At 76.5% G+C, this 13,682-nt stretch carries 12 protein-coding genes; 9 read left to right on the forward strand and 3 right to left on the reverse strand.

The features are described from left to right. The first annotated feature begins 16 nt into the window (after positions 1-16). The 6 genes from H505_RS46415 to H505_RS0134985 all read left to right on the forward strand — a co-directional run bounded on the left by H505_RS46415 (position 17) and on the right by H505_RS0134985 (position 7,177). The gene (locus H505_RS46415) at positions 17-1,282 is read left to right on the forward strand and encodes a DUF5685 family protein (protein WP_341849588.1); all 1,266 of its coding nucleotides are present in this window, start codon (positions 17-19) and stop codon (positions 1,280-1,282) included. 113 nt (positions 1,283-1,395) lie between these two features. Next, positions 1,396-1,818 (forward strand): hypothetical protein, encoded by a 423-nt coding sequence (locus H505_RS0134965; RefSeq protein WP_026405653.1) that lies wholly within the window; start codon positions 1,396-1,398, stop codon positions 1,816-1,818. Then, positions 1,815-3,941, forward strand: a complete 2,127-nt coding sequence (locus tag H505_RS46420) for a bifunctional copper resistance protein CopD/cytochrome c oxidase assembly protein (protein WP_034521307.1) — start codon at positions 1,815-1,817, stop codon at positions 3,939-3,941. The genes H505_RS0134965 and H505_RS46420 overlap by 4 nt, the downstream gene beginning before the upstream one ends. A gap of 64 nt (positions 3,942-4,005) precedes the next feature. Beyond that, positions 4,006-5,238, forward strand: coding sequence for a sensor histidine kinase (locus H505_RS0134975; protein ID WP_245592711.1), 1,233 nt, complete (start codon positions 4,006-4,008; stop codon positions 5,236-5,238). After that, complete coding sequence (locus H505_RS0134980) at positions 5,235-5,894, forward strand: response regulator transcription factor (protein ID WP_026405655.1); 660 nt, start codon at positions 5,235-5,237, stop codon at positions 5,892-5,894. Before H505_RS0134975 ends, H505_RS0134980 begins: the two co-directional genes overlap by 4 nt. 188 nt (positions 5,895-6,082) lie before the next feature. Then, positions 6,083-7,177 (forward strand): baeRF3 domain-containing protein, encoded by a 1,095-nt coding sequence (locus H505_RS0134985; protein WP_026405656.1) that lies wholly within the window; start codon positions 6,083-6,085, stop codon positions 7,175-7,177. A 31-nt stretch (positions 7,178-7,208) separates the two neighbouring features. On the opposite strand, the gene H505_RS46425 is transcribed toward H505_RS0134985, so the two are convergent. Continuing rightward, on the reverse strand, positions 7,209-8,924 hold the full coding sequence (locus H505_RS46425) for a hypothetical protein (protein ID WP_157433248.1): 1,716 nt from the start codon (positions 8,922-8,924) through the stop codon (positions 7,209-7,211). Positions 8,925-9,025: 101 nt separating this feature from the next. Here H505_RS46425 and H505_RS0134995 point away from each other — a divergent pair, with 101 nt between their 5' ends. Genes H505_RS0134995 through H505_RS48370 form a run of 3 tightly spaced genes read left to right on the forward strand, consistent with a single transcriptional unit; the run spans position 9,026 to position 11,789 of the window. Beyond that, complete coding sequence (locus H505_RS0134995; RefSeq protein ID WP_026405657.1) at positions 9,026-9,700, forward strand: response regulator transcription factor; 675 nt, start codon at positions 9,026-9,028, stop codon at positions 9,698-9,700. After that, entirely contained in the window at positions 9,697-11,274 is a 1,578-nt protein-coding gene (locus H505_RS46430) for a sensor histidine kinase (RefSeq protein ID WP_034521309.1), read from the forward strand. The genes H505_RS0134995 and H505_RS46430 overlap by 4 nt, the downstream gene beginning before the upstream one ends. Beyond that, positions 11,271-11,789 (forward strand): hypothetical protein, encoded by a 519-nt coding sequence (locus H505_RS48370; RefSeq protein WP_051301510.1) that lies wholly within the window; start codon positions 11,271-11,273, stop codon positions 11,787-11,789. Before H505_RS46430 ends, H505_RS48370 begins: the two co-directional genes overlap by 4 nt. Here the strand turns inward: H505_RS48370 and H505_RS0135010 are convergent. Further along, a complete protein-coding gene (locus H505_RS0135010; protein ID WP_026405658.1) occupies positions 11,767-12,483 on the reverse strand; it encodes a metal-dependent hydrolase in 717 nt (238 codons plus the stop codon). The two genes, H505_RS48370 and H505_RS0135010, sit on opposite strands and share 23 nt — an antisense overlap. 138 nt (positions 12,484-12,621) lie before the next feature. Next, positions 12,622-13,674, reverse strand: a complete 1,053-nt coding sequence (locus tag H505_RS46440) for a DNA polymerase ligase N-terminal domain-containing protein (protein WP_034521311.1) — start codon at positions 13,672-13,674, stop codon at positions 12,622-12,624. Positions 13,675-13,682 lie beyond the last annotated feature (8 nt).

Consider the following 13,682-nt stretch of genomic DNA (forward strand, 5'->3'; position numbering starts at 1 on the left):
TTCATCGTTGTTCGGTGTGGTTCGCCCGTGCAGGCACGTGCTGTGCGGGTCCCTGTTCAAGGACTGGATGGCGCACCTGTGCGGCCTCTGCCTGACGCTGCGCGCCCGGCACGGGCAGGCGGCGCGGCTCGTCACGAACTATGACGGGCTGCTCGTCTCCGTCCTCGTGGAGGCGCAGGCGCCGGAGGCGTCCCCGCGCCGGACGGCCGGTCCGTGCGCGCTGCGCGGCCTGCGCCGCGCCGAGGTCGTCGCGGCCCGCGCGGAGGGCGCCCGGCTCGCCGCGGCGACCTCGCTGCTGCTCGCGGCGGGCCGCACCCGCGACCACGTCGCCGACGGCGACGGCGCCTACGCGCGGCGGACCGTCGCGGCGGCGGCGGGCCGGCTGGCCGACCGGTGGGACGCCGCGGGCGGCCGCACCGGCGCGGGCATCGGCTTCGACGCGTCCGTCCTGCGGGACGCCGTCGCGCGGCAGCCGCTGCTGGAGGCCGAGTCCGGACTCGGGCTGCTCGACGTCACCGAGCCGACCGAGACCGCCGTCGCGGCCGTGTTCGCGCACACGGCCGTCCTCGCGGGGCGGGAGGGCAACGCCGAGTCCCTCGCGGAGGCGGGCCGCTTCTTCGGCCGCCTCGCGCACCTGATCGACGCCGTCGAGGACGTCGGCGACGACCTCGCGTCCGGCGCGTACAACCCCCTCGTCGCCACCGGCACCGGCCCCGCCGAGGCGCGGCGCCTCGCCGACGACGCCCTGCACGGGCTGCGGCTGGCGCTCGCCGAGCTCGAACTGGAGCGGCCCGCCCTGGTGAACGCGCTGCTGAACCGCGAGGTCGGCCGCTCCGTCGACCGCGTCTTCGCCGCCTACCCGCCCGCGCCGGGCGGCCCGCCGCCGCACGGCGGCCCCTACCCGCCGCACCCGCCGCATCAGGGGCACCCGCAGCAGCCCTACGGGCAGCCGGGCCACCCGCCCTACGCCGGCGGCGGTGCCGGTCACGGCGGCGGCCACGGGAACGGCGGCTACGGCGGCGGTGGTGGTGGCGGCGGCTGGGGCGGCGGCCACGGGGGCGGGCCGCGCCGCAAGCGCCCGCCGCTGCCGATCCCGTGCTTCACCGGCTCGCTGGTGTGCGCGACGTGCGGCATCTGGCAGCCCGAGTGGAGCAAGTACCACGGGAAGCGGTTCGACGACCGGTTCTGGGTGACCCGCCACTGCGACGACGGCAACACCTGCGGCGACGTCTGCGCCGACTGCCGGTGCTGCAAGTGCGACTGCTGCTGCCCCTGCGACTGAGCCGGCCCCGGCGAGTGGGCGGCCGGGGCGCCGAGCGGGGCCAGTAAGGGCAGCGGCGGACCGTAAGTAGGGTAGACGGAGCCCTGTCGCTCTCCTGGAGATCCCGGCACCCCATGAAGCTCCGCAATCCCCGCACGCCCCGGCGCCGCCGCACGGCGGCGGCCCGGATCGGCCTGGTCGCGGCCGTCGCCGCCGCCCTCGGCGTCCTCGCCGCCGGTCCCGCCCTCGCCCACACCCGCCCGGTGGACGGCACCCCCGGCGGGGGCGCGTCGGCGGCCGCCGCCACCGCGGCCACGACCATCGGAGGCGGGGCCGGGGCCGGGGCCGCCGTCACTCGGAGCATGGGCCCGCCCGAGGCGGTCGTGCCGGCACGGGCGGAGCCCGCCGCCGCGGAGAAGGACTCCGGATCGTCCGGCGTGGTCGTCGCGGTGATCATCGGTGTCGGCGTGCTGATCGGCGTCGGCATCGGCCTCGCGATCGTGTCCCGCGCGGCGCGCGGGCACACCCGCGGGCAGGGGAAGGGCGGCCCGCGATGAGCGCCGGGGAGGACGCGCGCGGCGGCGTGCCCGCGCTGGTGCGGACCGCCGCGATCGCCGTCGCCGCGGGCCTGGGCGTGCTCGCCGTCGCGCTGGTCGCCGGCGGCGCCGCCGCCGAGCAGATCATCCCGGGGATCGCGACCGCCGGGACCCTCACCCGGTGGGGCCTGCCGGTCTCCCGCACCGCCATGGACGTCGCGTCCGCGCTCACGATCGGGACACTGCTGGCGGCGGCCGTCCTGCTGCCGCTGGAGACCCGGCGGGGCAAGGCGGCGGGCGCGGGCACCGGCACGCTGTCGAAGGACGCGATCGGCTACCTGCGGGCCGCGTCGTGGCTCGCCGCCGGGTGGGCCGCCGCCGCGGCCGCCACGCTGGTGTTCACCGTCTCGGACGTGCTGGGGCAGCCGGTCGGGCAGGTGATCACCGGCAGCGAGCTGAGCAGCTACGTCGGGTCGCTGGAGCAGGGCACCGCGCTGATGATCGTGGTGCTGCTGGCGGTCGTCGTCGCGCTGCTCGCCCGCACCACCGCCACGCCCGCCGCCGCGATCGGGCTGCTCGCCATGGCCGCCGTCGCGCTCCTGCCCGCGCCGCTCACCGGGCACTCGGCGTCCTCCGCCAACCACGCGATCGCGGTGACCGGCGTCGCGCTGCACGTCGCGGCCGTCGCGCCGTGGGTCGGCGGCCTCGGCGTCCTCGTCGCGCACGCCCTGCTGCGCCGGGAGCGGCTGCCGGTCATGGCCGAGCGGTTCAGCCGGATGGCGCTGTGGTGCTACATCGTCGTCGGCGCCAGCGGGATGATGAACGTCGTCGCGCGGATGCCCGACCCCGCCGAGCTGGTGACGACGAACTACGGCCGGCTCGCCCTCGCCAAGATCGTCGCGTTCGCCGCGCTGGGCTGGTTCGGCTGGTGGCACCGGGAGCGGACGGTGCCCGCGCTGCAGGAGCGCGGCCCGCGCGCCGCGCGGGCCCGGGCGTTCGCGCGGCTCGCCGGCGTCGAGGCCGCCGTCATGGCGGGCACGATGGGCCTCGCCGTCGCGCTGGCGAGCACCGCGCCGCCCGCGCCGACCGGCACCGAGAGCGCCGTCCGGACCCTGCTCGGCTACGAGATGCCGCCGCCGATCACCGCGGGACGCCTCGCGACGCTGTGGTGGTTCGACCTGTTCTTCGCCGCGCTGGCCGCGGTGCTCGCCGGCGTGTACCTCGCGGGCGTGGTGCGGCTGCGCCGCCGCGGCGACTCCTGGCCGCTGTGGCGGACGGTCTTCTGGCTGGTCGGCGTGCTGTCGATCGTGCTCGCCACCCAGACGGGCGTCGCCCGGTACGCGTCGATCCTGTTCAGCGTGCACATGGCGCAGCACATGACCCTGAACATGCTCACCCCGATCTTCCTGGTCGTGGGGGCGCCGATCACGCTGGCGCTGCGCGCGCTGAAGCCCGCGCGGATCCGCGGCGACCGGGGCCCGCGCGAGTGGCTGACCGCGCTGCTGCACAGCCGGTACTCGGCGTTCATCGCGCACCCGGCCACCGCGACGATCATCTTCGTGGCGAGCACGTTCGCGCTGTACTTCACGCCGCTGTTCCAGTCGCTGATGCAGAACCACCTCGGCCACATCGGGATGACCGTCCACTTCCTCCTCGCCGGGTTCCTGTTCTTCTGGGTGCTGCTCGGCGTGGACCCGGCGCCCAAGCGGCTGCCCTACCCGGGACGGCTGCTGCTGCTGTTCGTCACGATGCCGTTCCACGCGTTCTTCGGCATCGCCCTGATGAACCTGGGCAAGCCGATCGCCGAGGGCTGGTACAACGCGGTGGACCCGCCGTGGGGGACGACCCTGCTGCAGGACCAGCACACCGGCGGGGCGATCGCGTGGGCGTTCGGGGAGATCCCGACGTTCATCGTCCTGATCGTCCTGGCGGTCCAGTGGTACTCCGACGACCAGCGGCAGGCCCGCCGGATGGACCGCAGGGCCGACCGCGCCGCGAAGGCGGGCGCCGCGGCCGGGGTGCCCGCGGAGGACGACGAACTGGCCGCCTACAACGCGCGCCTCGCCAAGCTCGCCGAGCGCGACCGGATCGCGGAGGAGGGCGGCGGCGCCCGGCCCGGCGGCGCCCGGCCCGGCGGCACCTGACCCCGGCCGGGGCCTCCCCCGCGCGGGGGAGGAGCCGCGCACCGGCTTCTGCCAGGATCGACGTGTGATCGGTGTGCTGCGTCCGCTGGTTCGGCGGACCACCTGGCGGCGCTGGTCCCACCTCGTGGTGGGCGGCGCGCTGCTGATGCCGTACTGGTTCCTGTCGGCCTCGCTCACCCCGCTGATCCCGATCCGGAACCCGTACGTCACCTTCGTGCTGGCGCTCGTCGTCCTGCCGACGGCGGCGACGTTCGTCACCGGGCTCGTCCCGACGGTGCGGATGCTGGAGACGTCCCTGGCCCGGGAGCTGCTCGAGGGGCCGGCGAAGGACCTCGAGCCGGGCCCCGCGCGCTCGTGGGAGAGCCGCACCCGCACGGCCGCCTGGTTCGCGCTGCACCTGGCGGTCGGCGTGGTGATCAGCGGGCTGAGCCTGGCCGTGCCGCCGTTCGCCGTCGTGGCCGTCCTCGCGCCCGCCGTGACCTGGGACGAGCAGTTCCTCGCCGCCTGGGGCTGGCGCGGCGACTGGCCGCAGTGGCCGGGCCCGCTGATCGGCCTGGCGTCGATGGCGGTGCTGCTCGCGCTGATCGTCGCGGCGGGCGCGCTGCTGTCGCGGTTCGCGCCGGTGTTCCTCGGCCCGTCGTCCGCCGAGCGGCTCGCCGCGGCGGAGGCCCGCGCGGTCAAGCTGGCCGAGCGGAACCGGCTGGCCCGGGAGCTGCACGACTCGGTCGGGCACGCGCTGAGCGTGGTGACGCTGCAGGCGGGCGCGGCGGGCCGCGTCCTGGACAGCGACCCCGCGTTCGCGCGGGAGGCCCTGTCGGCGATCGAGGAGTCGGCCCGCGCCGCCCTGGAGGACCTCGACCACGTGCTGGGGCTGCTGCGCGAGGACCCGTCCCGGTCGGCGCCGCAGGCGACGCTGAAGGACCTCGGGCGGCTGCTGGAGCAGACGCGGATCGCCGGGGTGACGCTGGACGCGCGGGTCGACCCGGAGATCGAGGCGGTGCCCGCCGCCGTGTCCCGGGAGGCGTACCGGATCGTCCAGGAGGGGCTGACGAACGCGCTGCGGCACGCGGGGAAGGTGCCGGTGCGGCTCCGCCTCGGCGTCGCCGGGGAGCGGCTCGAGATGGAGATGAGCAATCCGCTGGGCGCGGCGGGCGGCGCCGGCGCCGACCACGGCGGCGGCCGCGGCCTCGGCGGCGTCCGCGAGCGCGTCACCGTGCTGCGCGGCGAGATGAGCGCGGGCCCGGACGGCGGACGCTGGTGCTTCCGGGTGTCGCTGCCGCTAAGGTCCGGGACATGACGATCAAGGTGCTGCTGGTCGACGACGAGCGGCTGATCCGGGCCGGGCTCGCCGCCATCATCGAGGCCGAAGAGGACCTGACCGTGGTCGGGGAGGCGTCCGACGGGTCCGAGGTGCCGGGGCAGGTGTCCCGGCTGGGGCCCGACGTCGTCCTGATGGACGTGCGGATGCCGGAGCTCGACGGCATCCAGGCGACCCGGCACCTGCTGTCGGCGATGGCCGAGCCGCCGCGGATCATCGTCGTCACCACGTTCGAGAACGACGAGTACGTCTACGACGCGCTCAAGGCGGGCGCCCACGGGTTCCTGCTCAAGCGGACGCGCCCGGAGGAGATCCTGCAGGCGATCCGGATGGTGGTGCACGGCGACACCCTGCTGTTCCCGGCCGCGATCCGCGCGCTGGCCGCCGAGCACGGCGCGGCCCGCGGCGGCGGGCCGGGCGGCGCGCGCTGGCACGAGCGGCTCACCGAGCGGGAGTCGGACGTCCTGCGGCTGATGGCGAAGGGGCGGTCGAACGCCGAGATCGCGGGGGAGCTGTTCGTGAGCCCGCAGACGGTGAAGACGCACGTCGGGAACGTCCTCGCGAAGCTGCAGGCCCGGGACCGCACGCAGGCGGTCATCTTCGCCTACGAGACGGGGTTCATCTCGCCGGGCTGAGCCGGCGCCTCCACCCGGCGCTGTTACGGCGGGCGGTGTGACGGCGGGCGGTGTAACGGCGGGTGGTGTGACGGCGGGCGGTGTGACGTTCGACGCGCTGCCGGAAACTCAACCGCCCCTTACGCTTGATTTACCCCCGAATCGTTACAAAAGAGTCATCTAGTGCGATGACCGATGATCGGGGGATCATGGACGCTGTCACTCTCGCCGAACTGCGCAAGCCCCGCGCCTACCCGGCGGTGTCGGTGCTGATGCCGACCCACCGGGCCGCTCCGGGCAACCGGCAGGACCCCATCCGGCTGCGGAACCTGCTGGCCGAGGCGCGCCGCCGGCTGTACGCCGACGACCGCGTCCCGGCCGACGCCGCCGACCATGTCGTGCGCGGCCTCGAACGGGCGGCGGGCGAGGTGGACCTGCGGCACGCCGCGGACGGCCTCGTCCTGTTCGCCGCGCCGGACGGCGAGCACCACGCGTTCGCGATCGACCAGCCGGTCGACGAACGGGTGATCGTGGACAGCGGCTTCGCCACCCGCGACCTCGTCGCCGCCTACACCCGGACGCCGCGCTACTGGCTGCTCACGCTGTCCGACCAGCGCACCCGGCTGTGGGACGGCCGCGGCGACGGGCTGACCGAGCGCACCGCGGGCGGTTTCCCGGTCGAGCCGGAGCCGCGCGACGAGGTCGCGTCCGGGCACCGGTCGCGCCGCGCCGCCGGCTCGGGGGACGAGCCGCAGCGGCGGGCGATGCGCGACGTCGCCGCCGCGCTCGACCGGGTGCTCGCCCGCGACGACCGTCCGCTGATCGTCGCCGGCGTCACCCGCCACCAGGCGTTCTTCGACGAGGTCGCCGGGCCGCACGTCCGGGTGGCCGGACGGGTGGACGGCAGCCTGGAGGGCGCCTCGCCGAGCACGCTGATCGAGGCGGCCCGCCCCGCGCTGGCCGCCTACGAGGACCTCCGCGAGGTCGGGGTGCTGGCCGAGCTGGAGGCGGCGCGCGGCATCGACCGGTACGGCGCCGGGCTCTGCGACGTGGTGCGGCTCGTCGAGCAGGGCCGCGGCGAGCACCTCGTGGTCGAGCGCGGCTACTACGCGCCCGCGATCCGCGCCGACGGCGGGCTGGTCCCGGTGGACGGCCGCCCCGGCGTGCTGCACGGCGCCGACGTCGTGGACGACGCGGTCGACCACGTCATCGAGACGACGCTGGAGTACGGCGGCGAGGTGACGTTCGTCTCCGACGGCTTCCTCGTCGACCACGACCGCATCGCGCTGGTCACCCGGTTCTGAGCCCGCCGGGCCCCGCCGGGCCTGCCGCCCGTCACCCGCAGGACGGGGCGTGCCAGCTCGTCCACCCGATGCCGTGGGCGCTCCCGGACCCGAGGGGCCGCCAGCCGGGCGGGCGCGTCGGCCACGTGCGCGCGGGGGCCGTCCCGTCCGGCATCGGCACGACGACCGTGCAGACGCCGGGCGCGGGCGGCCGGCCGCGCCGCGCGTCGAAGGAGCCGACGGCCGTCCACCACACGGGATGCCGCAGCCGCACCGTGACCGCCCAGTGCAGGGACCGGTCGGCGGCGACCCCGCCCGCCGCCGGCCCCGGCAGCGGCGGCGCGGGGCGGACGCGCTCGGGCGCGGGCCCGAAGAGGAACACCAGCGCGGCCAGGTTCGTCGCGGCGAGCGCGAGCCCGGCGAGGACGGCCGGACGCCGCAGCCGGGCGAGCACGGCGAGGGCGGCGAGCAGCGCACCCGCCGCGAGCGACGCCTCCGCGAGGTCCAGCGCGGCGCGGTCCCGGGTGAGGAACATGACCTCGGGGAAGTCGAACCCGATGAACGCGTGGGTGCGCAGCCGCTCGCCCGCGTACCCGCCGACCCACAGCGCCGTCCCGGCGAGGAGGACGACCGCGCCCGCCGCGGCGCCCGCGGCCCGCCGGGGCCGCGCCCTCAGCAGGGTCGCCGCGCCCACCAGCGCGAACACCGTCGCCGTGCACGCCAGGTAGCGCCCGTACGCGAAGTTGCCCACGCGGTGCTCGTCCGGCAGCGCGGCCGACGCCGCGTACGCGACGCCGCAGACGGCGGCGAGCGCCGCGGCCGCCGTGACCCGGTCCGGCGCCGGCGTCCGGCGCCGGACGAGGACCGCCGCGACCGCCGCCAGCCCGACGCCCGCCAGCCCCCATGTCGAGACGATCGAGTACCAGACCTGCCCGGCCGCGCCCGACAGCGCCCACGCCTGCCCGTCCGGCGTGGTGAGCCGGTCGGCGAGGACGCCCCCGAGGTCGCGCGCGCCGCCCGGGTACAGCGCGTCCCGCAGCAGCGCGTTGCCCGCCGCGCCGAGCGCGTACCCGGCCGCGGCGACGGCGAGCCCGGCCGCCGCCCCGCGCCCGCCGCGCCGCAGGACGAGGAGGGCGGCCAGCGCCGCGAGGTGGACGGCGAGCAGCACCGTCCCGCGCGTGTGGACGGCCGACGCGTACGCCACGGCGAGGCTCGCGAGGACGGCGTCCGGCACGCGGCCGTGCCGGGCGAACCGGTCGAGCGCCAGCAGCCAGCCGAGGACGAGCGCGGGCAGCACCGCGTCCGTCAGCGCGAACGCGCCGAAGAACGCCGAGGCGGGCAGCAGCGCGGCGCCGAACGACACCGGCAGCGCCGCGCCGGGGCCGAGCCCGAGCCGCCGCGCCGCCGCGTACCCGAGCGGGAACAGCGCCGCCCCGGCGACCGCGTTGATCACCATGACGATGGTGTAGACCGTCGCGGGATCGCGCGAGAACCAGTACGCGGGCGCCAGCAGCAGCGGGTAGCCGCCCTGGTAGAAGGTGAACCCGGACAGGTCGCCGCCCGGTCCGCCCGCGAGCCACCGCGCCGCGACGAGGTAGCCGGTCTCGTCCGGGTTCGCGGCGGGCCCGGTGCGCCCGCGCGCGAACCACAGCCGCGCGCTCACCTGCGCGAGGAAGCCGAACACGAGCAGCCAGATCAGGGCGCGCCGGCGTCCGTCCGGGCGCGGGACGGGCGGGGCGGCGGGCCGGGCATCGGTCAGGGACGTCATGCCGGCCACGCTTCCGGCGCACTGTCGTGATCTTGTCCGGGAAATGTCCGGATCTTGTGACATGGACCGGGAGGCCCTGCTCGTCGGCCGATAATGACCGGGTGGCGAAGATCCTTCTGGTCGAGGACGACCCGTCCGCCCGCGCCGGGCTGGAGATGGCGCTGACCCGCCAGGGGCACGGCGTGACGGCCCGCGCGACCGGCGAGGACGGCCTCGGCGCGCTGCGCGCCCTGCGCCCCGAGATCGCGATCCTGGACGTGATGCTCCCGGGCATCGACGGCATCGAGGTGTGCCGCCGGATCCGGCGCGACGACACGCTGCCGGTGATCCTGCTGACCGCGCGGGGCGACGACCTCGACGTCGTCCTCGGCCTGGAGGCGGGCGCGGACGACTACGTGATCAAGCCCGTGGAGCCGCGCGTGCTGGACGCCCGCATCCGCGCCGTCCTCCGCCGCGCCGAGCAGGGCGGGCTCGACCGCTCCGTCCACGGCGACCTCGTGATCGACCGCACGTCCCTCCGGGTCACCAAGGCCGGGACGGACCTGCGGCTCACCCCCACCGAGCTGCGGCTGCTGCTGGAACTCGCGCGGCGCCCGGGGCACGCGCTGACCCGCCGCCACCTGCTGGCCGCCGTCTGGGAGCACACCTACCCGGGCGACTCCCGCCTCGTGGACGCCTGCGTCCAGCGCGTCCGCGCCAAGATCGAGGACGACCCCGCCGACCCCCGGCTGATCGAGACCGTCCGCGGGTTCGGCTACCGGTTCGCGGCGCCGTGACCGTCCGCGCGCTCCGGCCGCTCACCGGGCTCCGGGCGCGGCTCGCCGCGGCGTTCCTCGCGGTCGCGCTGCTGGCGTCCGTCCTCGCGTCCGGCATCTCCTACGTCCTGTACCGGCGCATGGTGCTGGACCGCGCGCAGGACGCGGCGCTGGCGGACGTGCGGCGGACGCTCGCGCAGCAGGTCCCGGTCGAGCTGCCGCCCGACGCGGAGCACCTGGTCGGGGAACGGCTCGTCGCCGCGCTGACCGGTGATCCCGGCACACGGCGGGTCGTCGGTGTCACCGCGACGGGCTCCACCGGATCGGGCGACACCGATGCGGTCGCGGCCTCGGAGGCGGGGGCACCGAACGTCCGCCGGGCCGTCGCCGTCGCCGTGCGGCCCGCCGGCCCGGTCACCGTCCCGGACCCGGGCGTGCTCCACGTGCCCGTCACCGAGGAGTTCGCGCGGCGCGCCCTGCACGGCACGGTGTACCGGCGGATCGTCCGGGACGGCGACCCCTACCTGCTGGTCGGCGCGCACCCCACCGGCTACCGCACGACGGTGACGGAACCGGAGCGGACGACCCCGCCGATGGTCTTCGTCTCGGTGGACCTCGGCCGGGAGGCCGACGACCTGCGCCTGTTCTCCCGCGCGCTGCTGATCGCCGACGGCGCCGCGCTCGCCGGCGCGCTCGTCCTCGCGCTGCTCGCCACCCGCGGCGTGCTGCGCCCGGTGCGGCGGCTCGGCGCCGCCGCCCGCGCCCTCGGCGCGGGGGACCTGGACACGCGGGTGGACGTGCGGGGCCGCGACGAGCTCGCCGACCTGGCCCGCACGTTCAACGGGACGGCCGAGGCGCTGGAACGCACGGTCACCGAGCTGCGCGCGATGGACGCGGCGTCCCGCCGGTTCGTCGCCGACGTGTCGCACGAGCTGCGCACCCCGCTGACGTCGATGGTCGCGCTGACGGGCATGCTCGCGGAGGACGCCGCCGCCGCGCCCGGCGCCGCGCCCGAGGACGGACGGGCGGCGCGGCTGGTCGCGGCGGAGACCCGGCGGCTCGGGCGGCTCGTCGAGCACCTGATCGAGATCAGCCGGTTCGACGCGGGCGCCGCCGCGCTCGTCCTCGACGACGTCGACGTCGCCGAGGCCGTCGCGGACGCCCTGGACGCGCGGGGCTGGCGGGACGAGGCCGCCGTGGCCGGGCCGGACGGACTGTCCGCCCGCCTCGACCCCCGCCGCTTCGACGTCGTCCTGGCGAACCTGGTCGGGAACGCGCTCGCGCACGGCCGCCCGCCGGTCGCCGTCCGGTACGGTCCGCGGGCGCGGGACGGGCGGGCCGGCGTCGAGGTCACCGTCACCGACCACGGCCCGGGCCTCCCCGCCGGACTCGACGACGCGATCTTCGACCGGTTCGTCAAGGCGGACGCCGCCCGCGCCGCCAGCGAGGGCAGCGGTCTCGGCCTGTCGATCGCCAGGGAGAACGCCCGCCTGCACGGCGGAACCCTGGAGGCCCGGAACGGCACGGCCGGGGGAGCGGTGTTCGTCCTGTGGCTGCCGGCCGGACACGACGAGGAGCGTGCGGAGCGACCATGAGACGGATCACCGCGCTCGCGCTCGCCGCGGCCGTCCTCGCCGCCGGCTGCGGCATCCGGCCCACCGGCATCGTCGACGCGGGCGGCAAACCCGCGGCCGACGGCCGGGCCGACGCGATCGCCCTCTACCTGGTGGACCGGAGCGGGAAGCTCGCGGCCGTCACGCGTCCCGGGCTGCCCGGCCTCCCCGATCTGCCCGTCACGCAACTGAGCGTGCGGCCCACCGAGCGCGAGCGTGCGCGCGGCCTGCGCACCGAGGTCGATGTGCCGCTCACCGCCAGGATCGTGAACGGCGTGCTGGTCGTGGAGCCGGGCTCGCGGCGGGCCCTGCGCAACTGGACGCTCCCGGCACTGGCCCAGATCGCGTGCACGGGCGAGGCGATCCCCGGCGTCGGGGAGGTGAAGCTGCGGGACGCGCCGCCGCGCGGGGACGACCGCGGCTGGGGCGTCCTGGCCTGCTCCGACTACGCCGACCTGCTCGCCGAGCCGCGGGTCAGCTCGACGTCATCCAGGTGACCGCGGTGTCCCCGAGGATCGACCGGACGGCCAGGATCGCGATGCCCACGCTGAGCACCGGCATGACGACCCACCGTTCGACCTTCCCGTCGGTGCGGGGGATCAGCGGGACGGACGTCCGCCAGGGCGCCGGCCACAGCACCGGGCAGCCGCGGGGCGTCAGGCAGTCGCCGACGACGTGCGCGAAGCAGCCGAGCCCGACCGCGAACCCGACGAAGCTCATGTCGAGGTCGTGCATCAGCCACACGGCGATGGCGGCGAGCGCGCAGTCCGCGAGCGCCGACTGCGGCTCCTTGCCCTCGAAGTCGAGGCCGACGCCGCGCAGCCCCAAGCCGACGATCATGAACAGGCAGGCCCACCAGGCGTACACGACGTGGGTGGCGAGCAGGTCCATCGCGAGGCCCATGCCGACCGCGAACAGCAGCGAGTGGGTCGCCTGCCGGTGCCCGCCCGACGCCTTCCCGATCCACTTGCACATCTTCTTGGTGATCGGGCCGAAGGTGTTCGCGATGCGCCCGTTGTGGTGGTCGATGTCGGGCAGGAGCGCGGCGCCCGCGCAGACCACCGCGCCGGCGGCGACCTGCTCGACCGACAGGGTGACGGCGTAGTCGCCGATCCAGTCCTCCCGGCCGATCACCGGAACGATCGCGAGCCACGCCAGCGCGCCGCTCAGGGCGTGCGTCCTGCCCATCATGAGCCGTTACCCCGCCTTCCGCATCCGCCGTCCCGGGGCGGACTCTAGCCCGCTCTTGATCGTTTTCTGCGGCGACGCGCCGAAGCGGGTGCTACGTCCGTTTGATGCGGGACGGGGACCGGCGGTTCCCCCCGGCGCCTACCGGCCGGGCGACGGGACGAACCGCCACGCGTCCGACTCCTCGCCCGGCAGGTAGGCGGAGTCGAGCCGCTTGGCGAGGACCCCGGGGAGCCCCTGCGCGGCCGCGGCCTCCCGCACCGGGCCGCCGTCCCCCGGAAACCACGGTGCCGTCTGCCACCCCGCGCCCGCCAGCCCGAGGCCGTCCAGCCGCTCGCGGCGCTCCCGGTACGGGACGTCCAGCAGCGGACGCCCGTCCAGGTGCGGCACGTCGTAGATCATGTACGTCTCGCGGCCCTCGACGACGGCCAGCTCCCCGTCCAGCACCGCCGGGCGGGCGCCCAGCCCGGCGCCCAGCCGGGTGCCCGCGCGGGCCGGCCCGGCCACGGCGCGCCCGGCGCCGTCGGTGAACCGCGCCCGGCCGCCCTCGACGTACGCCAGCAGCCGCCGCCCGCCCCACGCGAACTCGAACGCCCACTCGTCCCGCGCGCGGGGCAGCCGCGCCCGCCGCACCGGGCGCATCGGCGGCAGCGACTCCGGCAGCGGCTCGGCGTCCGGGTCGGCGGGCGGGTCCATCCGGTGGATCATCCAGTCGTCGCCGCGCGTGCGGAACAGCACGTACCGGCCCGACACCCGCGAGCCGTGCACGACGACCTTGACCTCGCGGTCGCTCCACTTCTCGGTCTCGTAGGTGCCGCGATCCCAGATCGTCACCTCGCCGCCGCCGTACTCGTCCTTCGGGATCTCGCCCTCGAACGCCGCGTACTCCAGCGGATGGTCCTCCGTATGCACCGCGAGGTGGTTCGTGTCGGGGCTCCACGGCAGGCCCTTCGGCACCGCCCACGACACCAGCACCCCGTCCCGCTCGAACCGCAGGTCCCAGTGCAGGCTGCTCGCATGGTGCTCCTGGACGACGAACGTGTCGTCGTCCCCGCGCGGCAGCGGCCCCTCGCCGGGGACGGGCTCGGGGGTGCGCCCGGCGTCGCGCCTGCCCCGGTACTCGGCGAGCCGGTCCCCGCCCGCGGCGTCCGCGTCCCTTGGCTTCTTCGACTTCTTCGGCTTGCTGGGGCTCACGCCCCCTG

Source organism: Actinomadura rifamycini DSM 43936, assembly GCF_000425065.1.
GTDB lineage: Bacteria > Actinomycetota > Actinomycetes > Streptosporangiales > Streptosporangiaceae > Spirillospora > Spirillospora rifamycini.